This window comes from Leuconostoc aquikimchii (assembly GCF_040838325.1).
Classification (GTDB): Bacteria; Bacillota; Bacilli; order Lactobacillales; family Lactobacillaceae; genus Leuconostoc; species Leuconostoc aquikimchii.
In genome coordinates this window covers 1,012,960-1,037,398 of the sequence record NZ_JBFPER010000001.1, presented here as the reverse complement: position 1 = coordinate 1,037,398, position 24,439 = coordinate 1,012,960, and the positions used below count along the sequence as shown (strand labels likewise).

The following is a 24,439-nucleotide window of genomic DNA, read 5'->3' as shown; positions in this document are numbered from 1 at the left end:
GTCAACTCACTATCCAATTTTTTCAATGTGGTATTGACAACAAAGCTAAAAATGGGTAAAGTCAGTAGGTAAAACGTTTTAAAAATATCGATGATTTTGAAACAGTTACAAAACATTTAATCTTTATCTCTGTAATGTATTGAAGAAATACGAGGCACAGTGAATATTGTTATTCATGAGAAGATTAAAGTTGAAAAAACAGGAGCAATATTTTGGAAAATAAAGAAAAAACTTTTCTTGGTCAGCCACGTGGATTATTCACGTTATTTACAACTGAGATGTGGGAACGCTTCTCTTATTATGGGATGAGAGCGATTTTATTGTATTATATGTGGGATCTTATTAGTGCAGGCGAATTGAACATTACCCGTACAACTGCTGCATCAATTATGGCTATTTATGCCTCAATGGTTTATCTTTCTGGGGCAATAGGCGGATTTGTTGCTGATCGTATGATTGGTGCGCGACCGGCTGTTCTTTTTGGCGGGACGCTTATTATGCTTGGACACATTGTCCTAGCTTTACCGTTTGGCGTTATTGCCTTATTCAGTTCAATAGGACTGATTATTTTAGGCACTGGCTTCCTAAAACCAACAGTTTCAACATTAGTTGGTTCACTATACTCTGAAAATAGTCGCAATCGAGATGCAGGATTTTCTATTTTTGTTTTTGGTATAAATTTAGGTGCATTTATTGCCCCTTTGGCTGTTGGTAGTGTTCAGAAGGTAGCTGGTTATCACTGGGCATTTTCATTGGCAGCCATTGGCATGTTTATAGGTCTTATTGCATATCATTTTGGTAGTCAAAAGAATTTAGACCCACAGTTTTTGCATGCATCAGACCCATTGAATTCCGACGAGATTAGGCCTTTAATTAACAAGACAATATTAGGCATAGCTGTTTTAGTTATTGCAGTTGTATTAATGTTTGTTTTTGGATGGCACTCATTATCTGCTTTTATTAACTTGTTAACTATTGTTGCTATCATAATTCCAGTGTTTTATTTTGTGTTAATGATAACCTCTAAAAAAATTACATCTATTGAACGGCTACGTGTTGTCTCTTATATTCCACTATTCTTGGCTGCTGTATTATTCTGGGCAATTGAAGAGCAGGGCGCTGTCGTCTTGGCGACATTTGCGGCAGAACGTGTTGATTTAACTTGGTTTCCAGCAGCCTGGTTCCAATCATTTAACCCTTTATTTATCATGCTCTATACACCATTTTTTGCATGGCTTTGGATGGCTTGGAAAAAGAATCAGCCAACCTCACCAATGAAATTTGCTATTGGTTTAATATTTGCAGGTGCAAGCTATCTGTTAATGGCGCTTCCAGGTCTATTATTTGGAACTGCGGGAAGGGTTTCACCATTATGGTTAGTAGGTTCTTGGGCATTAGTCATTCTGGGTGAAATGTTAATTTCGCCAGTGGGATTGTCTGTTACCACAAAACTTGCCCCAAAAGCATTTAACTCTCAAATGATGTCCATGTGGTTTTTATCATCTGCAGCTGGATCTGCCTTAAATGCACAATTAGTATCATTGTACAACTCACATAATGAGGTGGCGTACTTTTTCTGGTTTGGTTTTGGATCAATTGTTCTAGGTGTTATACTAATTTGTTTGTCAAAACCGATTCATAGTTTGATGAAAGGAATCCAGTAGTTTCTGAAAAATTATGATTGCTTTATTTGTGTCTTACAATAACAATCAAATTTTAAGAAAGTATATACTATTTAACTCATTTGATCTGCGAAAAAATCGATCGTATAGTGTTCTTAAAAAACTAACACAGGGAAGTCGCTATAATTTAGGTGTTTATACAGTTGCTAACGAAAAATGGGAGATACAGTAACATAAATAAAACTACTGTTGTTTATCAATATATTTTATGAATTTTTGTCATTAATGTTTGGTTGTGTCAAAGTTATTAGGCAACCATTAGGTTTTTTATTGTTACTTCAATCGTATTCCAAGGTTGATTTTTAAGAGGACGCACAGCTGCTTTGTCAGAAATACGGTTTACTTTGTTTTGAATATCAGTGACAAGGATATGGTACACAAAAATCGTTTTAATCGCCACTTTCAAACCTATCGGCCCACTCAAAAAAATTGGCACAGATGTGACTGACTTCCGTTGGGTGGCTCAAACGATCAACGAACGTACTTTTGGGTTGTTTTTCATAGACTTTTATAGTGGTGAAGTTATTTTTCATGCGTTATCATTACATCCAAACACTGATTTCGTGTTAGCGCCCTTAACTGAGGTGGGGCACGGATAGCAACAAGTACCTTATCTTGAATCGGCTGGCTATTAAAGCGGGCACATAACCGACAAAGCGTGCCACGTAAAGCGACACCAATTGATAACAGTGTAATGAAAGTGTGAAGTTTAAAGACGGTGGGAATGTTGTAGTTTAGAATATTTGGGTTTTAGGTTGTTTGGCAAAATAGATGAATGGCCATTTTTTCTGGCTCATATTTAACGTCATATCCTCTCTTAAAATGGTTATTGTATAAGTCATGAGTGATATAATTAGCTATGAAGTATCACTTGCTTAGAGAGGAGAGTCACCATATGACAACTGATGAATTAATAAAGTATATTTATAATACACCACTAGAAAATACCACTTTCACTGATGAACAACAAAAGGGTGATAGAGCCATCATTTTGTTATCAAAATACGGAGAAAAAGAGCAAATTAATTTAGCCAAAAAATTTGGAGATAAGGTTAATTTTGGAAATATCACGACCAAGAAAGCATTGGAAATAGCTCAAAAGTTAGAAAAATTCCATCAAGAAAATTCGAAATCTACAATAAAAGTGTCTCCTGTGACGTTGCAGGAATTATTATATCCATATTTTCCAGTTGAAACTGATTTCTCACGTGTCAAAATATTACGACATCCATTTGAATCATGGGTTAAAGATAATGATTCCAACTATGAAGAATATCAAAAGAGACAGAGCAAATCAATTTTCCAGGATACAGATTTCGTAGTTACAACCGTTGGCGTAAAAGGACAAGGAACTACCAGTATGTTTATGGGGATATACAGCGTTAAGAATGCTGGTCAGCATGATTGGACAAATCCTATAACTAATGAAATTTTTAAAGATTATTATTTTTACGACATGATAAAAATTCCGGGAACTGAAAAATTTGATAATGTCATTCAGATTGAGTTTCCTGCAGTCAGATCATGGAATCAAAATTGGATTGGCAATGATAAGTTCATTATTTCAGGACTGAATGTTGATGATTATAAAGTTGATCGTTTAGCAGCGGTTATGAAAGAGTTTGTTCAGTTCAGTGATTGGGCACATGAAACAAATGATGATAATTATTCATCTGAGAAAACTTTGACTAATCATTTTATTACAGGAAGAAATAAAAAAGTTGAAAACTCGAATATTAATGTTGCAGGTATTCGGTTTGGCTGGAATTTTAATAAAGCTTATGGCGGCAGCCAGATGAAAAAAACGGCTACATTAATGATTACGTGAACAATATCGTCTACGATAGAAGTGATGATTCCTCCAAGAGTTTAAAGCTTGAAGTGTTTAAAGGTAGTGGACGCAATAACTATCAAACAAAAGCATTGAGAGAAATTCAAATTGGTTCTGGTTCACCAACGTTTGATCAAATAAAAGATATAGTTAAAACATATTGGAATTATAAGGACAAAGAAGAAAATGCTAATAATATTTCCACTCCAAATAGTAACAATATTATTCTGGGCTGGAATAGAATTTTATTTGGGCCACCTGGGACAGGTAAAACATATAGTATTAACAAATATAAGGATGAGTTGATATCTGGCGCAAGAAAACTATAATTTTGAGTCTCTCACTTGGCATGATGTTATTTTATTGGCGATGCAGAACGACGGCTATCCATCTTTGAAAGTCAAAGAAATATCTGAACTATCATTACTGCAACAATATGCGAAAATAAAATCAAGCAAAAATGCATATCAAATAATATCAACTGCACTTTTGAATAGCGCGGACGAACAATCAGCTACTATTGCATTTAGAAACGGATTGGATTTTTTCTCTATCGATGCAACTGGTAAATGGTCAGTTACTGATAATGGGAAAATTGCAGCTGAAGAAATAAATAAGTATGTAGTGGATACATCAATTGCAGATGAAAATTATTTCATAAAAATTGTTACCTTTCATCAATCGTACGGATATGAAGATTTTATCGAAGGCATTTATGCTGAAACAGAGGATGGAAAAATAAATTATCGTGTAAAAGATGGTGTATTCAAAAAAATTTGTAACGATGCAAAAAAGCACCCAGAGTCCAATTTTTTATTTGTTATCGATGAAATAAACCGAGGCAATATTAGTAAAATATTCGGTGAACTCATTACTTTAATTGAACCCTCAAAAAGACTAGGTGCTAAAGAGGCGTTATCAGTTGTATTGCCTTATTCGGGAGAATTGTTTGGTGTTCCACAAAACGTATTTATCTTGGGAACAATGAATACGGCAGACCGTTCGATTGCAATGATGGATACTGCTTTACGTCGCCGATTTGAATTTGTTGAGAAAATGCCAGACCCACAAATCATAAGCGATGAGGTCGGAGAAATTAATGGTGTAAACATAGCTGATATGCTTCGAACAATGAACCAACGAATTGAATTTTTATACGATAGGGAACACATGTTGGGTCATGCATTTTTCTTAAACATTGAGTCTTTGAAAGATCTGCAAGCGGTATTTGAAAATAAAGTTATTCCACTATTACAGGAATATTTCTATGAAGATTATGAAAAAATTCAAGCTGTATTGAATGATACACAAGACATCTATATTACAGCGAACAAAACTGAAACATCAATCTTTGGAAGAAAATTCAATCAGCTAACAAGCGACTATGATGATGTAAGATTTCATTTGAATAAAAAAGTTTCAGAGGAAGATTTCTTAAAATTTGTTAACCATATTATTGAAGTAGATAATTGATATGAGGACGCAGAAAAGTAGGTCAATTTCAATTAGAGAGTTTCAACCCATTTTTGCTGATAAAATTGTTGATGGCGTACACATAACAAGACAGGATATAGAAGAACTTAAGAATTACATTGATGAGCAAAATTCAAAAAAATCCGATTCACAAGATGCTGTTCATGCGTTTTTGAAACCAATTCGAAACGGCGTACAAGCGAATAACTACGTTGGTGTCTTACAGACGAATTCTGGTTTAACCATCGAAATTCTGCCTAAAATTTATGGTAAAAATGGCGAGGGTGATAACAGGGCAGTCGTACAACAACTTTTTCTAAAGATGCTAAGAACAGTTCGAAATATTAACGGTAAAACATTTAAGATGACAAACCTCAACGCTAAACGAAGCAATTTACTAGAAGTTTTTATCTCGATGTTTTTAACTGAATCTGATTTAGTTATTAAACGTGGTGTGAAATCAAGTTATGTAAGTGTTCAAAGTAACGAAAAATTCTTAAAAGGAAAAATGCTGATAACACAGCAAATACGAAAAAATAGCATTAATCAATCATATTTTTATAATGAGTTTGATGAATTTAAGGCAGATTCTGCTGAAAATCAACTGATAAAAACAACTCTCGAATTATTGCTTCGAAAAAGTAAGGATAACAACAATCTTCGAATAATTCTGGAACAACTAGAGTATTTTGAATTTGTCAGTGCAACGACCGCTCCTGACCAAACGTTTCAAAAAGTGCAGTTGGGTAGAAATCATAAGTATTACACACAAGTCCTTGATTGGTGCATGATATTTTTAAGTAGAAAATCTTTTACTTCATTCTGTGGCCCATCGTTGGCTTTTGCTGTACTATTTCCTATGGAGGAGGTTTTTGAATCTTACATTGCATTATTGGTTAAACAATTTTTGCAACACGCAGACGTTTCAACTCAGGAACGTTCTCATTCGCTATTTGATAACACTGCTGAGACAAAACAAGAATACCGATTGCGGCCAGATATTGTTATAAGGTATAAAAATACATCCGTTACAATCGCTGATACAAAATGGAAATTTTTAGATGGTAATGGTCCGAGTCAAGCTGATTTGTATCAAATGTATGCTTACTATACTCGATATCATCATAAGGAAGAAGAAGTTGATAGAGTTATATTGATTTATCCTTATTCAGGCTCGTATACTGAGCGAGAATTTCGTAGTTTGACACCAACCCCTGAGGAGATTGGTGCGAAAATTCAAGTGAAATACGTAGATTTACTTTCCAGCGATATGCAAACACAGATTTTAAATATATTAGAATAACTTAATCAAAGCGTTATCCCCATCTGAGTTATATTCCACTAAACCTCTCCTACTGAAAATGAGATAAGAAAATCAATCCATACTGTTAATCTCCCACATTACCTTATTAAGTCAATATTCATCAGGACGCGCGCACGATCACAAATTATCTTTTCAAAAAATGTAAATGTATCCAATACACCCTCTAAATATAAGGTACAAAATATCTGGGCAAGTACACGTCTGAAATCGTTAAAAGTATTACTGCCGATCACGGGAAGGGCTTTTCAGGATTGTGATCTCCAAAAAACGCATGACAGAAGTAAATACTTCTGTCATGCGTTTTTAAATTGGCAAAGAGGGACCATAAATTATTTAATTGTAAGTTCATTGATTTTCCCAATAAATCTTAGTCAAATTGATAACCAACAAATTTTTGATATCACTAAAAAACCCCTGTCGATTATAATAGCCAATCGTCTTTGTTTAGTGGCATAATATAATTAGATAGAATTTGGAGAAAATAGACATATGAACGAAAAAGCAATCATTAAATCAGCAAACAAAATTGTCTTAAAGAATAAATTAAATGATGAATTTAGTTTAATAAAAACCGAACCCCAAAAATTAAAATCTGACAAATTCCAAGAAATACTGACAAACACTGCAATTGCAGGTGGGACAATGTGCTCCTAAGTCAATAGTTCGGACTCTTTTTTCTCTAGGGCTGTTCGGTTAAGCGACTTGCTTGCCGCGATGCACAACACTGATGGGATCAGGGATGTTTATTAGAAGTGATCTCTTGGAAGAAATTGGCGGATTTTCAAATGCTTCAGATGATATAAAAACAGGTTATTATTTGTTTTTCAAGGGCGAACAGGAACAAATTATTCCAGTTTTAAATAAAGTATCGTGTGTAGAAACCACAACTGATTTAATTAATCAGAATGTTCGAATTGCAATGGGGGCACTGTCTTTTTTTGAAGTCTTTCTTAGAAGTGATAAAACACTAAGCAATGGAATTAGACTGCTTCGGTTAATTTGGGATGCGCTACAAGAAATGCTTATTCTGACCATCTTTCTATTAATCATTTGTTTAAATCCAATTACGATAATACCAATTTCTTTACTTTTAATATTACAATTGATATTTTATCAAGAGCTGTATTGCCTAATAGGCGGCAGACATAAATTACAAGGATTCTTTTCCATTGTGACCTGTTTTTTTTCACCATGGATGATTAAAGTCTTCTCTTTTTCAAAATATGTTTTTGGACGTAATCAAGATAAATTGCTGATGAAGAGTTCTAAAAAATAGGAGGTTACAAGATGAATAACAAATTAAGCCTAGTTTTAAAAATAATAAATATCCATCCGCAGAAAGTTGTTCATTTTAATGATAATTTTGCGGAGGATACATTCGGTATACAATTGAGCAACTTTGAATGGTACTTTGTAAAAATATTTAATTCCAGCAAAAGCTATAGGAGAGAACGAATCGTGACTGATAGCTTTGAAGAGTCCGGACCTGTATTATACGCTGGCAAGCTTCGGGAAAATCAATATTTCATGGTAAGACCATTGATTGCAGGGAATCCATTACAAAAAAGTGAAATTGACGAAAAGACATCATACGAATTAGGGTATATGCTGGGAAAATTTCACGCTATCTCAATTCCGAAAAATAAGATTATTGAACAAAGTGTTGATTCGATATTCTATGGATGGTTCGAAAATTCACAGCAGTTTTTTTCACAAGCAATCAATGACAGAATTGCTCAAAAATTTGATACAAGTTTTACCAAGTGCAAGAATGATCCGTTGGCAATCGTACACATGGATTTTCGCATTGGAAATGTGATAAAAAATATAAACGGCTTACACCTGATTGATTTTGGTTCCGTGAAATTTACTGATATCTTTTTTGATTTTGCCAAGATTCGAAATGAATTGAGACCTCTATCACTTAGTAATTGGACTGCGTTTAATCGTGGGTATAACCAGGTAATAGACATTGACTTGATAAATTCAGAGGTACAGGAAAAAATAGACCTGTTTCAGTTTATTCATGGAATTGGTGGACTATCGTTTTCTAGTGGAAATGTTGAGAAGAACTCACAATTTATTAAACAGAACAAAAAAACTGTATTGGCATTTTTAGACGAGAGGTAGGTGTATTAAAGTGAATGGTTTCTATAGTGAATGCGAAGTGTTAGAAGACACTGTTATAAAAAGAGCTGCGTTTCATTCAAATTTTGAAAAATTGCTTTTTATGAGTTTGATTAACGGGAACTTCGAACAAGAGATTATTGAATATTACACGGCTTTACATCGAATTGGATTACAAGTTGCGCCAATTCATGATCTAAAGTCAGATAAAGGTCAATACTTATTGACGCAAATGTATATTCCGGGAATTACATTATCAGTAGCTATATCGACAGCTGGTAAAGAATACACCCAGAAGGAATGGTGTAAGCCGAGCATAGATATTTGTGGTACTGGAGACTTTTTTAAGGAATTACTGTGCTATATCCACCAATCATTTTTATATTCTGACTACTCAATAGATGTTAACACGCAAAATTTTATTTGCTCGGAGACCAATGGGTTAGTTTATATCGATTTAATACCGCCACTTAATAGAGGAAAAATCAAATCTATTCTTGATAAATATTGGAATTTAAATAATAAGCAGTACTCATTACTCTTAAGTTACGTTTCTGAAAGTAAGCAAATTATAACGATGATTTATTACTGGTTAAGGACACTTGATTGTAATCAAAGCCAAAAGGAGCGAGTGTTTAATCAAATGCTTGCGTATGTTATTTCGATTTTGGGTGTGAGCAGAGCAGATTCAATCACACATGAAATTATTCAAGATGATTTCTTCTTCTCTCGAGAGCTATTGCTAATGTTTAGGGAATAAAACTTATGAAAAAATCTAATTGTGTTTTGAATAATGTGAACATATCTGGAATTGTTTTTAATTTTGAAATAACAGACTCTATATTTCTACAGCAGCAACAGATAATCAAGAACTATGTAGGAACTCTTCAGCCCAGTCTAGATTCTGGTATTGAATACAATATTAGTTTTGAAATTGACTCAAAAAAATTAACCGATTTCAAGAAACGTTTTACTAAGGACAAAAAGAAAATTCTAATTTATCAAGATAGGTTTGGAAACAGAGAATATGTTGATGCATCCTTAATTGGAAATGAGATGGTTTATTATAATTTTGTAGATGATATTGTTTTCTTTAAAGAAAACAATTCATTTACTATTGTTGCAAATCAGTACTCAAAGAATCTAAATAAAGTGCTCTTTAGATTAATAAGACCTATTATTATCAAAACATATGAATCCATAGGAGGAATAATTATACATGCATCAGCGTTTGAACGAAAAGGCAAGGCTTTTTGTTATGTGGCAATAGTGGGGCCGGAAAGACCACATTATTGCTAAAATCTTTGAATGATCCTGAAACCTTATTCATTGCTAACGATAGAGTTATTATTTGTCATTTAAAAGGTGACTACTGGATCATACCTGTTCCAATGCCTACAAGATTGGCGGTGGGAACTATCATTGGAAATGATGAGGTTCAAAGAAAATTACATCAATATGGTTTTACGCAATGGCAAAAATCAAGGATATGGAAAGCATATGTAGAACAAGACACAACTTGCGCTGGCAAGCTAGAATTGCTTAATAAAGATATTGAACAGATATTCAATAGAGACCTATCAAATGGAGCCGTTCTGAGCAAGATTATTTTTCCACATATTGAGCTGGAATCATCCAATATTATAGTGGATCTGCAAGATAATGTAGGAAGGTTTAAAAAAATTGTTAGTGATAATTGTTACACTCCAAATGATCCGACATGGCCTAACGAATGGATAATGGAGTCAAGACAAACAGCAGATCCAAAACTGTTAATTGAAAAGTTAAAAAATTATTATGTTGGGGATTTGACGTTTAATAAGGATATTACTTCGAATCAGTTAGACGAACTTTTTATTAGAAGGTGAGAAAATGCATAATTCAACATTAATCACAGATTTTGATGGAACGCTGCCTAATGATTTATTGCTAAGTTCTGCAACTGTAGAGCAACTGAACACACTGAACAGAAAGGATATTCGGATAATTATTGCAACTGGTCCTGCACCTGCGGTAACCGACAAATTATTGTCTAAGTACCAAATTAATGCCGAAGTGATTGGAATAGATGGTGCACTTTGATTGGATGCTGATAAAAAAATTCATATTTTCCTAAGACATCATGTCATAACCAACAAATTTGTGAGAGATTAACTAAGCACAGAGAGGGAATCATATTAGTTTGTTGAAGTGTGTGCCTAATTACCATTTTAAATTTTTTAAATTTATTTTGTATTAACTAGTAACTGATTGTCAGATTATTATTGATCATGACAAGTGATTGTAGACCGATGACAATGCAATCATTGAATTTTGCTCAGAAGTCAATAAATTGGAGTATTTTTATTCAGTAGGTTAGGCTAATCATTAAACGCACCTATACCAATTAAAGTTAATATGACTATCACTATAGAAAGTAGCGCAGAGGCAGGCTTTTGAAGGTCTGTTTTTTGTTTGTGAAATAGCAAAATTCACAAACTAATTTAAGTACGCATTTTTCTGTTTCACAAGCATCTATGCTTTAGACCAATTGCTGTTTTGACGTATGATATTCTAGTTACAGCATACAAGTTAAGATGGTGGCTATCCCAAGTAGAGGTGGTGCTTATGGTGCTACAACTGTACACCCATATTCTAGGAAAGGAGACAACAAGTATCCGTATCGGATGCGCTACAACAAATGACTAACTTTGGAATGCTTATCCTAACGTTAATTACTTTAGTTGTTGTGTTGATAAAAAACAGCACAAAAAAATGCCCTCCTTAGCTCTGCAGGGCTGATAATCATTTAAGATTATTAAAGCTTAGTCACCGTCAAAACGGATTTGGCAGGAGTCGTAGTTCGCGCTACAGCTCTTTTCCATGTCTTTGTTATAGCATATCTTTTGATTTTGTTACAAATTTAATCTTTTGTTTGCTTACTTAAACGAATTCATGTTTGTATAACAGTTTTTACATAATAATTGATTAGAGGAGGGCGTGCTAATGACAAACACACATACATTTGATCGGTAATTATATCAAAAAAAAACGTGGCTTTTCTTTCCCGCTATATTCCAAAAGTTGCCACAACAGTGTTGAGCAGGGAAGGGGGGAGCCACACCCAGAATAACTTATTTTCAGCAGATAGTCCGTTTGGATCATTCATATTGTCAAGGCATTCCGCTATCATTAAGAACATTCGTGATGAAACAGATTTAACTGTCATTAACAACATATAGAATCGTATGTTATTCCTTAAAAAGATATGCTATTCTGAATAATATATGAATTAGTAAAAAAGAGGTTGCCAAATGAATTATAGCCAATGGCTTATTTTAGGAAACGGGTTCGATTTGCAAGCAGGATTAAAATCAACTTTTGCTGATTTTTACAAGAGAAGGTATTATTTAAACAATTTAAATGAGAATAACTCCATAAATCATAATTGGGAAGACAACCTGTTGAAAAATAAAAAGCAGAGTTCCGTTTGGGATTTATTGATTTGCACTTATCTAGAAAATAATTTTGATAGCTTGCAGAATTGGAAAGATGTAGAGTCTGTCATAAAAGAAATTTTACAAGGTGTGCATGGAACTAATGTACATTTTTATGACAATATTTTTCAGGATGCGGCAAAAGTTATTCCAATTTCCTGGCAATTTAGGGACATGATTGATGGTGCTTCTGTGTTGAACACTAATGAAAAACATGCCTTACGCGATTATTGGCTCAGTTACTACATAATTGAGAAATTGGTACATTCATATCCTAATTTCAAAGACTATGTTAGTGAAAAAACTGATTTCGGTGACTCTGAAAATTTTATTCTTAGTCTCAGTGCCGTTCGTAGCATTCTATCACCGTTGCTTTTGAAAGAACTCAAAAAATTCGAATCAGCTTTTTCGGAGTATCTTGATGAACAACTATCAAGTGACACAGGGTATGTATTGAATGCAACAAAGTTATATAAGATTATAGCCGATGATCCCATTATTTCGACTCAAGTATTGTCATTCAACTACACTCCAAAAATTAGTAATGATATATTGATCTACAGAAACATTCATGGTTCGCTGAAGGATAAAAATATTATTTTTGGCATTGATGCCTCTGATAATGAAAACGGAAAAGGTTTTGATCCTTACCTAGTGAAATTTACTAAAACATCCAGAATTCTGAAACTCACAAACAATTCAATTACTAACATCAAAGAGGACTGGAACGGTCAAAGCGCAAAAATAACTAGTGATTGACCATAATTAATAAATGCAAACCAATAAAAAGACCTAAAACGGGCTTTCTAATGAAACTGTAAAAAAATCCGCAATCACAATAGTGACAACGGATTAGCGCAATTAAAATCAAATTTTTTAGATTATTTGTTACTTTGGGGGTTGAAAACGTTAAAGTATAAACTTATAAGCATAAGGTGTGAAACAGGAGTTGAAATACTTCTGTAACATTCCTTGTGCTTATTCTTTTTGTCAAATACGAATAATCATTAAGAAAGTATAAACATTAAAAATCAGCACAAAAAAAACAACTAGATTTACTAGCTGTGTTTCAGTACATTGAAAACTAAATATACTCTTGATTGATAAAATAATGCCTTCGACAACGTTATTAATGAGAATCAAAATTTAAAGTTATTTTCAATAACCTAATTTTATATGATTATCAGCCATCAATCAAGCGCAGGTACAGAGAGAAAAGTCTGGTACTGTGTTGATAAACAATCGTCGTACCGATGAGATGTGTGCATAAGGTCGCGTATATGTTACACCTAAGGCTTGGCGTCGTTGAAGCCATCATTTGAAAGATTAACAAATGACAGAAAATTAATCATTATTGAATGGTCAAAAACGTGCGATAAATTATATTTATACTTCAACATTCTTTATTTATAAATTATTTTTTTCATTATGATTTTTTTACCGAAGTAGAGTATACTAAAAATAATTATTTATGCAAACAAATAAAAAGGAATCTATTAGGCAAACAAAAATGAAAACAACAAATGCATATAAGACACTCTCCCCTGTTTTGCAAACAAAAATTGTAATGTTAGGAACATGTTTAGGTTCTAAGCCAATTAATGGGATTGTTAATGGTAATCAATTAATCTCAATTAATTCAACTGGTAATAGATCGTTAGTTTATACACTTATTAATCAAAACGTAATTTTAAAAATATTAAATATACCAGCAGATCAAGATGTAGAGGCTCTATTACTATTTGGTGGTGAAAAATTTTTCCCGAATTTGTATGCTCATGGTACTACCAAGGATGGAAATACTTATTTGTTCATGGAAAAAGCTCAGGGTGCACCTTTAAGTCAAATTCAACCACTGTCTCCAAGTGATTCCGAGAAAATAAAAAAACAATTTAATCAAGCTATTGATATTATGCTTAAAGTCAAGAGGTGTGACAATGACTTAAAAGCAGAACATCTTTTTTGGGATACAACAAACAAACATCTCACATGGATTGATTTTAGTTTATGTGATAAAGTTCCCTCGGAATTTACGGAAGAGTCAAAATTTGGGTTAAGAGAGGTATTGACAAGGATTCTCTAATTTAGTTTAATCATGAAAAAATATCTTTCCTTGCTTCCATACTAGAATCAACTTTTTTATATTTTTTCCGTAAAATATAAAATTGTGTGATGTTACTGCGCGTTGCACTAGATTAAACAAATTCAAAACAAGCAATAATGTCATTCTGTAAACATGCAACCGAAAAGCAAAAAAAAATTTTTTGTGCTTTTCATTGTATGAAATACGTTCAATGTCAGTATTATAATGGGTACAAGAAAAAATTTAAAATAATTAGGTTAGTCACAAATTTTTTTTGATATCAAAAATCTTTTTTTCGAAAAATATAAGATACTAAATTACATTTTGTAAAAACTAGATTTTTTCAACACCCTGTGTATCAGAAGGCTTTTAAACAATCGAGACAATTTAACATTATTGGTCAAAAGTTATATTCAACATTCAGAATTAAAAATTTATAGACATCAATTTCTGTGATAGAGTTATAATTATTGTTATGAGTATATTTTTAATCAATTTCAGAGGATAAAGATGACAAAACTTGATATAATTCAAATTGAATTAAAAAACTTTCGTTCTATTAAATATAGCAATTTATATTTAAAAAAAGACAATATAATAGTTGGGAAAAATAATATTGGTAAAACCAGTATTATAGAAGCATTTAATTCATTTAATTCTAAATTGAGTCTGAAAGACATAAATATTGATTTATTAATAAAAATAATGGAAAACAGAAATAGCCCTTCTAGAATCACACAATATGATTCTATTGAAATAGTTATTAAGTATAGTTGGCAGGATTTACCAGTAGATTATTGGAAGTTTTTATCAGAGATTAGTAGTTCCGGTGAAACTGTAGTTAAAATTTCTTATTCTATTCCTGAAGAGAATCATGAACTGTTAAAAGATGTGTTAAATGTTAAAGAATTATTAGAATTATTTACTAAAAAGGTATATGTTGGTTCTGCTGATGATTTTGAATTTGGCAGAGAAAAATTACTACCAATAAATAAATCATTCATTAAATTTTTGCCTCAGAGTCAATCAAGATTAAAAAATGTTCAAAAAGGGGAAATTATAATGTTTCCAATTATGGCATTTCGTTTTGTTGATAGAGGAAAATTAGGAAACCAAGAAGCTACTGAAAGCCAGTTCTCTGAAAAATTTTCAACAATGATTTCTAAAAATGAGGATGTTGAGGACGTCTTTTTGGATTTGCAAAATCAAATTAATCAGAAAGTCACTCCTAAAATGAAATCTTTGCAATCTGATTTAAAAAGTTTTGCATATCCTAGTAATCCTGAAAATCCCTTAAAAGCAATACTAACTATTGACGAATGGTTTGAAAATCCCAAAGTTCGAATTGCGCAAACATTTAAAAAATTATCCAACTTTGAATTACCTCTCAATGCACAAGGACTTGGTTACCAAAACATTTACAATATAATTGCTAGAGTTTCTGCTAGTTTTTCTCAAATGAAAAATTTAGGTTTGAAAAATCCAGTTTTCTTTGTTATTGAAGAACCAGAAGCATTTACTCATCCTCAATTGCAACATATTTTTATTCAACAAATTTCTGAATTTATTGAGAAACAAGCATCTGAATTAGATATTCCTTATCAATTAACTATAATTTCTCATTCTCCTGAAATGGCGGTATCTTCAATTGAATTAGATTTCGAACTAATTATTGGTAGGCAGATAAACAATGAAACCAAATTTATCAATTGGAATTCTTTAGGAGGTGAAAGTCAAGTTGGTAGAGACAAATTAAAGAAATTAATTTTGAACTATAATGCTGAAATGCTTTTTGCAGATAAGTTAATTGCCTACGAAGGTAACGCTGAAAAAATAATGTTAACCGCAATGATAAGAAAAAATATTCCTAAACTTCTTAGTGAGAAAATAGCTTTCATACCTGTCGGGACTTATTTTAGTAGCTACGAATCAGTTATTTCTGATTTATATTATGATAAGGTTCTTCTGATAACAGACATTGATTATAAACAAACAGTCAACATAAGTGATGATATAGATAAAAATAGACCAATAAGAACAACTAATAATAATCTAAAATATTTATTTGACAGTTCAGTGCCGACACTAACAGAATTAGATTTATCTGAACTTATTCAGCAAAGTAAAGAGTCAGAGTATATCCATGCATTTCGAAAAATGACTCCTAACAGAGAAAATGCCAGTTTTAATTTCCAAATAGTTACTCAAGGATGGAACAAGAAGTATAATTTTCTGCCTAGAACTCTTGAAAGTGCGATGGTTACAAAGAGTAAATTAAACATGGAAATGTACAAACTTCATGATCTCATATATGATGATGTTGAAGAACTAGCTGAAAATAATCCATATTGTTTAAACGACGTAGAAAAAAAGTTGTTAAAAAAAGGCAAAGCTGATTTCGCGCTACAAAGCCTAGATTTGATTTCCAACACAGATTTTCAAATACCTACTTATCTGACGAAAGGGTTAGAATGGTTAGCAAAATAAACGACAATAATCCAGACTATTATTTTTTTTCAAACGGAATTTATGAGGTGAGAGGTGCTGCTGGCGCTGGAAAAACATTCCAATTAGTTCAAGATATCAAAAAATTGAATTTTTTACAAAAAAAAATAACAGTTATAAGTTTTTCAAATGCAGCCATAGATGAGTTATATAGCCGGACAGACAATACACATATCATGATGTCAACAGTTCATTCATTTGCTTGGAATATTCTATCTTCAATTGCTATAAAGATTTTAAATTTATTATATTCATTTGACAATTTTGAAATTCAAAGTTTATCTGGAATATCAATTGATCAGGTGAAAAGTGTTGAATATGGAGAGTTGGGTGTTGCTTCTTTTAATCAAGAAAATAGTATCTTATGGTTATCTCACGATGAAGTTTTAAAAATATTTACTTATGCTTTGAAACAAATACCAGATTTTTCAAAATTAATAACTAACTCATTTGATTATATATTAATTGATGAATTTCAAGATACCGATTCAGAATTTCTTGAAGCTTTATTTGAACACGTTTCACCTGAGTCCGTTCTTGGCCTCTATGGTGATCCCTTTCAGTCTATTTATTTAGAATCACGTAAAGATAATTTAAATTCTATTCTAGAATCTTTCAAGGCCAAAAAGTTCTATTTGAAATTTAATTATAGATCCGATAAAGATTTAGTAGATTTTTTTAATATCTCAAGAAGTAGCTATGATAATTTACAGCAAATAGCGAAAGTAACTGATTACGATATTAATAAAACCAGGCCCACAGTATTTATTAGTAAATCTACGCTTTCAAATGATAAAGTTTCTTTGATTAATCAAAAGATGCAATTTGAAAAAAGTGTAGTTCTTTCAAATACAAACGGTCTCAAAACCAAAGCAACTGAATTCGGTGATATTGCTAAGATGTTAAAAAATGGAATTCTATCTTCTAGAGAATTAGATTGGAAAGAAGTTTTAAACCAGGACGCATTAAATTTTAGAATTAAAGCATTATGGAATTATAGCAATCTTTTTTTTGGATCTGATTATGATAGTGTAGTTTCACTACAAAATATTTTTACACTTGAGTCATTGGTTTCAGTTTCCATGAAAGATATTGCGAGAATCCTAAGTAATCAAAAAAAAACTCATTGTATTCAATATGCAGAGTTAATAAATTTAGGACTGCATTTAAATGATGAATATAAGCTCAAAGATGAAGTTGAATTATTATTGTCAAAAATAAACTATGAACAATTATTTGATATTAATAGATTCTATAGTAACTTGAAAAAAATAAACAACGGAAGCTCTACCATCTACAGTTCAAAAGGCCTTGAATTTGATAACGTAATTTTAAATATAGATTATGGTTATTTTGGTAACAGAAATTGGAATATATTAAACTTTTATCACTCTGAATCTGATAAGTTTAATAAAGATTCTGATTTAATGTCTTATCTTTTTTATGTCGGTATTACTAGGGCTAAGCATGGACTCGCAATTTATGTAAATACTTCTAGACACCCCAATTTTTTAAGTGCATTTAAACATAAATTTTCATCCATAAATATTAATTATGAAAACCTATAATAGTCTGCTGCTCGTATACTAAGAATCCCGACTGATTTATTTCCAAAGTATACTTCGAGATAATCAAGTTTACAAGTCTTCTATGCGAGCTAAGAGACACTTACCAGATTTCAAATCATCAATTGTTGCATTCTATAACGAGGAATATTCTACTAATTCGGCATTTGCGAGAGGTGGCATAGAGCAAGCTGACCTTGTCACAAAAAAGAAAGGTTATATATAAAGGAGAGTTTTCAGCCAATTTAAATCATTTTTTTACAAAGTGAGTTATCAGCTCAGTTATTTCAGAAGATAATAATTTACCTAAATCAATTGATGATTCTTTTTTGGAGAATATTTTTGAATGCAAAAATATTTAAGAGAAGTATGAATATATATATATCAAATAAACTCAGCTATGACCTGCTTCTTTGGTTTTATATTTTGTTAAACTCATATTTATCTCCAAAAAAGTTTAAGTTTATTATCTTTTCAAAAAAAATACTAGCCAATATTTCTTAAGATAACCGAAAACAACAAAAATTTGTAAATACAAGGAGAAAAAAATTTAAGTATCAAAACAAATGAATAATTATAGTCAGAACATTTAAATCAAATGTTCTTTTTTAATACACAAGAAAGTAGAGAAAATAAAAATGGTTAACAAATTTAATAGATTATCACTACAAGGCAAAAGCCTAGGGAAATTGTGTGCTCCTAAGTCAATAGTTCGGACTCTTTTTTCTCTAGGGCTGTTCGTTTAAGCGACTTGCTTGTCGCGATGCACAACACTGATACGTTCATCATTGTACCAGTCTAAATAGTTCGCAACAGCCAAAATTAAATGTGCCAGCGAGGTAAATCTGAATTGATAAATCATTTCTCGCTTTAAGAGTGAATGAAAACTCTCAATTTTAGCATTGTCATAAGGATGGCCTAATTTTGAATAAGAATGCGCAATAGCTTGTTGTTGTAACACTTGTTCAAAGCCAAAACTGGTAAATTGACTGTCCATATCGGTGTGCAAATAATCTGGTTTTGCGTGTTGCGATAAAGCCCGTTGTAACGTTGACACCACTAACTTTGTGTCCATCGTAGCACTGATTTGATGAGCCAAAATTTTGTGGCTAGTTAGATCCAACACGGACGCAAGATACACCCATTGCCCATCAGTTAATTTCAAATAAGTGATGTCCATGCTCCAAGCATTCACTGACGTGAGATGTTTGATCAAATTTGGTCGTTGTTTGTAATCAACCGTTGTTGTTGGTTGTTTGAAGCGTTTGACCATCACAGAATAAATATCTGCTGCCTTCATCAAACGTCTAATACGCTTGATACCATGATGTAAATGCAAGTCAGCTAAGGCGATTTGCAAGTGTGGCGCACCATAGGCGTGATAGTTTTTCTGCCAAATTTCAAGCAATAAATCTGTTAAAATGCCATCTTCACGTTGACGAGTCGGCTCATGATAATGCGTCCAATCAAAGTAAGTGCTTTTGGGAATCACTAGCACTCTCAGCACCATGACTAGCTTAAAGCCTTGACTCAAAAGGGTTTGAATGACTGGCAGATGGGTCTTACGCGTTACTTTTGCTTTCTTTGACCCAGTAAAACCGCCGCAATTTTTAGGGTCTTATTTTCTTCTTGTAGGCGGTCGTATGCTTTTTGAAGCATATTAAATTGCGCACGAGTGACCGGTTGACCCTGATCATCAGTGCCAATGACTTCAGCTTTTTTAACCCAACCGGTGACAGTTTGAACAGCTAAGTGATATTCATTGAACGACCTTGGTTGTACAAGGTCACAATTAACGATTTAAATTCTCGGGTATATTTTTTCATAAAAGCTCCTATACGATATTATCTTGGATTACGCTTTAGAAAGAAAGTGGTCCGGCATTTCAGTATAGGAACATTAGTTGACTACGCTAATAATTCGGAGAAGACAAGTGATTTCAATAATGAATCAATGACGAATTTAATTGACTTAAAGGAACAATTTTGCAAGCGAGGGTATGCTAACCGAAATTCTGCGGTGACAGAAGCGCATCCAATCTTTGGTAGCGACAAACTAAATTATGATATTTCATTACTTAGAAAAGACTTATATGTGGCCTAGAAAAATGGTAATAACATCCATGAACTCGCTTTCTCGATCAGGGGAGATTGGTTAGTTAAAAATAATCTTTATGATCCTGAAACACGCATGATAAACCAAAATAAATTGAAGCATGCGGAGAAGGAGGTTATTAAAACGCTAATCAATAAAGGTTTTAATTTACCTTTGGGAGAAGATGAAAACGATGTTGTTTGGTTTGGTGGGTTTAAAAAAGAAATCGTTGAGTCAGCGCCAGAAAATCTATTAAGTGATCGTCATGCAAAAGTCATTAAACAAATTTATGATGCCTTACCGCAAGACATGAAAGGACGTTGGCAGGTTGGCAATACGCAATTAACATCTGGCAAGAGTAAGCTGGCTAAAGCAAATCAGCTAACTAATGAACTTTTGGATGATTTATTTGCAAAAGAACTAAAACCTGAATATGCAGACTTTAAAATGTCTGAATTGTTAAGCCAGGTTAAAAAGCGCAATAAAGATAGTAACACAGAGAAGACTAAAATCGCATCCAGAACTCAGGAAAAAAATTTGGATAGTCATCCGTTGAATGACAATCAAAGTACAAAAACAAACCACATTAGTGATCAAATGCCAGTACGTGGTAACTCATTTAATAAAATTAGTTGCCTGTGGTGTCAAGACATTCGCGCTGAAACAAACGCAGAACGTCAATTCTTAAGGAATCAAAATAAGGTTGAACAAGAAAAGGCTCAAGAAGAATATGAATCACAAATATCAAGAGGAATGTAAGAAGAAAACTTTATTATGACATCAAATGATTACTAAACGTTTACGCAAATGACAAGGAAGACCGTTATCATCAGCTACCCACACTAGATATTGCGATTAAAATATCTCACATCCTGTCAAAAAGATTCACAGTGAAGGATATTGATAAGAATCGCCGTGAGATGCTTGCTGATAAATTCAACATTACTGATTTCAGTCTCAGCAAGTTATTGACAGAAATACAATATCAAGAACATTTTGAATTAATAGTGTGAAGAATACTCAAATAAAAATATAAATGATATTTTTGTTTGAGGGAAGTGTTGGTTTTATTCTCCCAAGTATTATAAATAGTTTCGGAATCAAATATGTTTTACAGCTAATTTCGCCGTTTTAAACTGTTTATGGTCTATTTAGGACTTTAAACGGTTGTTTTTTTATTTTTATAGAGTTAAAATAGACCTATAAAAAGGAAGGGTAACTAATAATTATGTCAGTTTCAAACCAATACAACATGTACAAATCAATTCGTAATCTTTTAAATTCATCAATTAGTACAAAAGAAATCAGCAGAACTACAAGCATTTCTCCTACAACTGTGAACGAGCTTAGAAATGAATCTCGAGATATTGATAAAACTAGTTTTCAAAACGCTTTCTCACTGTACAATATGTCGATCAAACATAAATTGAATGAAGAGTATTTAAGCAAAGAACGTAATAAAGGCTATACACCCTCAGTACCATTACAAATGGCTTTAAAAAAAGTTGTTGTTTCTTTTGAGCCCTTGGATCTTTTTGCCTATGGAATTCTCAAGACAGCAAGCTCTCAAAGTGTTTTTTCTAACCAAGATAATGTTTTGCAAAACGTTCCCATTACAAAGTCAGCGTTCATAACTAAAGATGGCCAAGTATTTGACTGTGAGGATTTTGGTTATCAATTTAATGTTCGATACTATGGCACTGGTCCCAGTAATCTAGTTCGATTTTTGTCAAAATTTAGTAAAATTGAGACAGAGAAAATACGAGAAATTGTAGGAACAAATTCCATTGTTGAATATGACTTTCTAAATGATACTTTTTCTACTTATCCTTCCATTACTTCCGAAAGTGCATATTCATTGTATACATTAAATAACAAACTAATAATGTTTCTTTCAGCCTTTGATAATTATCATAATGATTTTACTTCTGTTTTTAAAGAGAGGGAATTGAAACTGTCTGATGCAGCTAATGACGTTGTCAAAATCCAAGACATTCTAAATAGAAATTATAATTTACCATCTCACCTAAAATCCATTGCATACATTCCAAATAAAAAACACATTAATAGAAGTAGGTCATTCGTAAATTCACCAGAAAATGACACCTATGTAAAGTTATTATATTCCAACTATGAGATATGGATTCCTTACCAAATATTTCAGGAAAAGGGTGATATATTTGACAACCAAGAAATGCAATCTCTTTTTCATGCATTAAATATCGAAAATGCTATAACCAAAAAAAGTTCAATAAAAAACACAATACAATCATTTCAGTCCATAGATGACATACAAACGATATATTTTGATGAAGCATCAAACTAATAATTAATTTTATGGATAAACTTTGATTGATGGAATTATGAATATTGTTTAGAATGGAAAAAGTAATGAATAATATTATATTAAATCAAAAATAGGGGGGACATGAGAGAACGAACGACATATAGATTCCTGGTGGTTGTTTGGTAAGACCCCCGAAGAAGTGGCTTTTAAAATTCAAAAACAGGTTAGGGCGGGAACTGGCGTCTATTTAACAGTTGGTATTGGTGAATACACCTATACTATCAAAAATTGCCTTAGATATTGAAGCAAAGAATACAAAGAGTCTAACGGGCGTCTGTCTGGCACTATGAGGATGTGCCGACCAAGCTATGGCCAATTAATTACCAAGCTAGGTATTGGCTTGGCTCCCATACAGCACACAAGCTGGAAGTGATGAGTATTCATTCCATGTAGGACTTGGCGCATCAGAACCTCATCAATTTAGAGCAAAATTGGGGTTGGTTGGAGAGCAATTATTTGCCTTATCTTAGGGCATTGATCGCACGCATATGACTGAGGTCGTTGTTCCTAAAAGCAAATCATACAGTAATTCCCAGGTATTGCCGCGTGATTATAAACAAAAAAAGAAATTGAAATTGTTGTCCGTGAAATGGCTACTAGAATTAGAGCACACAAGAAACAAACTTGTTTAGTCAGTCTTTTCATCGGATATTCCTTTGTAGAAAGTGAGCACCAGGGTCTCATGACTTTAGAAAGCAACAAAGAATTGATCTCACTAATGATACACGCAAACTAATGGCGATTATGGTTGCTTAATTGAAGATACTGGCGTACAGCTTGACTTATTTGAACAACCAGAACGATCAATTAAATCCAATAAGATTGATCAAGTTGTTGATGAACTTCGGAAACGGTTTGGCACAACAGCCCTGATGCGGGCAATGTCCAAAGAAAAAGGTGGCACGGCGATTAAAAACCGGTGCCAGCCTTGTTGGTGGTCACAATGGAGGTAACAGTTATGAGTGACGAAGAATTTAGTAAGATGATCAATAATTATTTTCAAAACGATTATCGTGAACGTGGGAAAGTGAAGTGAAATGGTTATTTTCTGTCCGACCATACCTCAGCGTTAAAACGTTAAGCACAAGCCGAGAACAAAGTACCTGTTAAATCACCAACGATGTCCTTAACTGAATGTCAAAATATCTTGCGTCATGCATCGGCCAACTATGAATTTGTGACCGTACAACAAAATATTGAGGACACGAACGGCAACTTAGTTCCTAACACGACAGGTATGGTAGATGGCTTTTCGGATTTAGGGTCTATAATTAATGAGTCCTATATTGCATTTGAAAATATTAGAGCGGTGGTGAAAGAAGAATGACACACGAATTATTCAAGGTAATCCAATCTCATGTTTGTTATACTGCTTTGGTTTATCAACGTGTAAACAAAAAGTTAAGTCGGGACATGACATCCACTCAGATTGAGGCACTAGTACAAAGGGTTTTAAATAGTGAGCTTATGTCAATCCTTTGTCGAGGTAAAAACTATTACATTGAAGATAAAACTGAAGGTGTTGTACTAACAATCAATAAAAATAATTACCGTCTGATTACGATAAACAAATTACAAGGGACAACGAAATGAATCAAATTGATGCAGTCATTGAAGATATTAAAAAGATGTTTTCTAAACAGCCTAACACAATCTATGAGGTGAGGGTGGTTAATTAGATATACTCAAAAAAGGTCAATATTTTCTTTGAATACTATAATCGACACACTCACAGCAAATAGCCAGATTAGACAGTGAGTACAGAGCACAGATACCCGAAATCATTGCTAAAGTTCGCAAAACAACAAGGCTAAAAGTAAATACAAATATATACAGTAAGTGAAATTGAAAAATCACTCATTTTGTACGGTTAATTTATTTGTGTGATAGCAATTAGTTAATAAAAATATTATAATGATATAAAAAATTGTT

At 32.7% G+C, this 24,439-nt stretch carries 21 protein-coding genes and 4 pseudogenes; 23 read left to right on the top strand and 2 right to left on the bottom strand.

The window, feature by feature from the left end; all coding sequences use genetic code 11:
* The first annotated feature begins 212 nt into the window (after positions 1-212).
* The gene (locus AB3K24_RS05115; protein ID WP_367974118.1) at positions 213-1,664 is read left to right on the top strand and encodes a peptide MFS transporter; all 1,452 of its coding nucleotides are present in this window, start codon (positions 213-215) and stop codon (positions 1,662-1,664) included.
* Between the two features lie 265 nt (positions 1,665-1,929).
* Here AB3K24_RS05115 and AB3K24_RS05110 read toward each other — a convergent pair whose 3' ends face one another.
* Complete coding sequence (locus AB3K24_RS05110) at positions 1,930-2,118, bottom strand: hypothetical protein (protein WP_367974117.1); 189 nt, start codon at positions 2,116-2,118, stop codon at positions 1,930-1,932.
* Between the two features lie 459 nt (positions 2,119-2,577).
* Between AB3K24_RS05110 and AB3K24_RS05105 the strand changes: the two genes are divergently transcribed.
* From AB3K24_RS05105 to AB3K24_RS05030, 16 genes and pseudogenes are all read left to right on the top strand, one after another.
* A complete protein-coding gene (locus AB3K24_RS05105) occupies positions 2,578-3,510 on the top strand; it encodes a hypothetical protein (protein ID WP_367974116.1) in 933 nt (310 codons plus the stop codon).
* Positions 3,511-3,563: 53 nt separating this feature from the next.
* Positions 3,564-3,842: a hypothetical protein gene (locus AB3K24_RS05100; RefSeq protein ID WP_367974115.1), complete on the top strand. Its 279-nt coding sequence runs from the start codon at positions 3,564-3,566 to the stop codon at positions 3,840-3,842.
* A 40-nt stretch (positions 3,843-3,882) separates the two neighbouring features.
* Positions 3,883-4,986 carry an McrB family protein gene (locus AB3K24_RS05095; RefSeq protein ID WP_367975575.1) on the top strand — a complete coding sequence of 368 codons (1,104 nt, stop codon included), beginning with the start codon at positions 3,883-3,885 and terminating at the stop codon, positions 4,984-4,986.
* Between the two features lies 1 nt (position 4,987).
* Positions 4,988-6,289 carry an McrC family protein gene (locus AB3K24_RS05090; protein ID WP_367974114.1) on the top strand — a complete coding sequence of 434 codons (1,302 nt, stop codon included), beginning with the start codon at positions 4,988-4,990 and terminating at the stop codon, positions 6,287-6,289.
* A gap of 510 nt (positions 6,290-6,799) precedes the next feature.
* Entirely contained in the window at positions 6,800-6,964 is a 165-nt protein-coding gene (locus AB3K24_RS05085) for a hypothetical protein (RefSeq protein WP_367974113.1), read from the top strand.
* Between the two features lie 52 nt (positions 6,965-7,016).
* A complete protein-coding gene (locus AB3K24_RS05080) occupies positions 7,017-7,586 on the top strand; it encodes a glycosyltransferase family 2 protein (RefSeq protein ID WP_367974112.1) in 570 nt (189 codons plus the stop codon).
* Positions 7,587-7,597: 11 nt separating this feature from the next.
* Positions 7,598-8,440: a phosphotransferase family protein gene (locus AB3K24_RS05075; protein ID WP_367974111.1), complete on the top strand. Its 843-nt coding sequence runs from the start codon at positions 7,598-7,600 to the stop codon at positions 8,438-8,440.
* A gap of 10 nt (positions 8,441-8,450) precedes the next feature.
* The gene (locus tag AB3K24_RS05070) at positions 8,451-9,197 is read left to right on the top strand and encodes a hypothetical protein (RefSeq protein WP_367974110.1); all 747 of its coding nucleotides are present in this window, start codon (positions 8,451-8,453) and stop codon (positions 9,195-9,197) included.
* A 5-nt stretch (positions 9,198-9,202) separates the two neighbouring features.
* Complete coding sequence (locus AB3K24_RS05065; RefSeq protein ID WP_367974109.1) at positions 9,203-9,736, top strand: hypothetical protein; 534 nt, start codon at positions 9,203-9,205, stop codon at positions 9,734-9,736.
* A 5-nt stretch (positions 9,737-9,741) separates the two neighbouring features.
* Positions 9,742-10,305 (top strand): hypothetical protein, encoded by a 564-nt coding sequence (locus AB3K24_RS05060; RefSeq protein WP_367974108.1) that lies wholly within the window; start codon positions 9,742-9,744, stop codon positions 10,303-10,305.
* A 4-nt stretch (positions 10,306-10,309) separates the two neighbouring features.
* Positions 10,310-10,519, top strand: coding sequence for an HAD hydrolase family protein (locus AB3K24_RS05055; RefSeq protein ID WP_367974107.1), 210 nt, complete (start codon positions 10,310-10,312; stop codon positions 10,517-10,519).
* A 586-nt stretch (positions 10,520-11,105) separates the two neighbouring features.
* Positions 11,106-11,204, top strand: a pseudogene (locus tag AB3K24_RS05050) (putative holin-like toxin); the annotation flags it as partial.
* Positions 11,205-11,730: 526 nt separating this feature from the next.
* Positions 11,731-12,672 carry an AbiH family protein gene (locus AB3K24_RS05045; RefSeq protein ID WP_367974106.1) on the top strand — a complete coding sequence of 314 codons (942 nt, stop codon included), beginning with the start codon at positions 11,731-11,733 and terminating at the stop codon, positions 12,670-12,672.
* Between the two features lie 751 nt (positions 12,673-13,423).
* Positions 13,424-13,996, top strand: coding sequence for a serine/threonine-protein kinase (locus AB3K24_RS05040; RefSeq protein ID WP_367974105.1), 573 nt, complete (start codon positions 13,424-13,426; stop codon positions 13,994-13,996).
* 510 nt (positions 13,997-14,506) lie between these two features.
* Positions 14,507-16,483 (top strand): ATP-dependent nuclease, encoded by a 1,977-nt coding sequence (locus AB3K24_RS05035; RefSeq protein ID WP_367974104.1) that lies wholly within the window; start codon positions 14,507-14,509, stop codon positions 16,481-16,483.
* A complete protein-coding gene (locus AB3K24_RS05030; protein ID WP_367974103.1) occupies positions 16,468-18,069 on the top strand; it encodes a UvrD-helicase domain-containing protein in 1,602 nt (533 codons plus the stop codon). The genes AB3K24_RS05035 and AB3K24_RS05030 overlap by 16 nt, the downstream gene beginning before the upstream one ends.
* Positions 18,070-18,808: 739 nt before the next feature.
* Here AB3K24_RS05030 and AB3K24_RS05025 read toward each other — a convergent pair.
* Positions 18,809-19,612 (bottom strand): IS3 family transposase, encoded by an 804-nt coding sequence (locus AB3K24_RS05025; protein ID WP_367975574.1) that lies wholly within the window; start codon positions 19,610-19,612, stop codon positions 18,809-18,811.
* Between the two features lie 644 nt (positions 19,613-20,256).
* On the opposite strand from AB3K24_RS05025, the gene AB3K24_RS05020 reads away from it, so the two are divergent.
* The 6 genes and pseudogenes from AB3K24_RS05020 to AB3K24_RS04995 all read left to right on the top strand — a co-directional run bounded on the left by AB3K24_RS05020 (position 20,257) and on the right by AB3K24_RS04995 (position 24,350).
* Positions 20,257-20,919 (top strand): hypothetical protein, encoded by a 663-nt coding sequence (locus tag AB3K24_RS05020; protein WP_367974102.1) that lies wholly within the window; start codon positions 20,257-20,259, stop codon positions 20,917-20,919.
* Positions 20,920-21,388: 469 nt separating this feature from the next.
* Positions 21,389-22,486, top strand: a complete 1,098-nt coding sequence (locus tag AB3K24_RS05015; protein WP_367974101.1) for a hypothetical protein — start codon at positions 21,389-21,391, stop codon at positions 22,484-22,486.
* A gap of 127 nt (positions 22,487-22,613) precedes the next feature.
* A pseudogene (locus AB3K24_RS05010) lies at positions 22,614-23,473 on the top strand (DinB/UmuC family translesion DNA polymerase); the annotation flags it as partial.
* A pseudogene (locus AB3K24_RS05005) lies at positions 23,466-23,834 on the top strand (hypothetical protein). The pseudogenes AB3K24_RS05010 and AB3K24_RS05005, both read left to right, overlap by 8 nt.
* Positions 23,831-24,100: a DUF3781 domain-containing protein gene (locus tag AB3K24_RS05000; protein WP_367974100.1), complete on the top strand. Its 270-nt coding sequence runs from the start codon at positions 23,831-23,833 to the stop codon at positions 24,098-24,100. The pseudogene AB3K24_RS05005 and the gene AB3K24_RS05000 overlap by 4 nt, the downstream one beginning before the upstream one ends.
* A pseudogene (locus AB3K24_RS04995) lies at positions 24,097-24,350 on the top strand (hypothetical protein). The gene AB3K24_RS05000 and the pseudogene AB3K24_RS04995 overlap by 4 nt, the downstream one beginning before the upstream one ends.
* Positions 24,351-24,439: the final 89 nt, after the last annotated feature.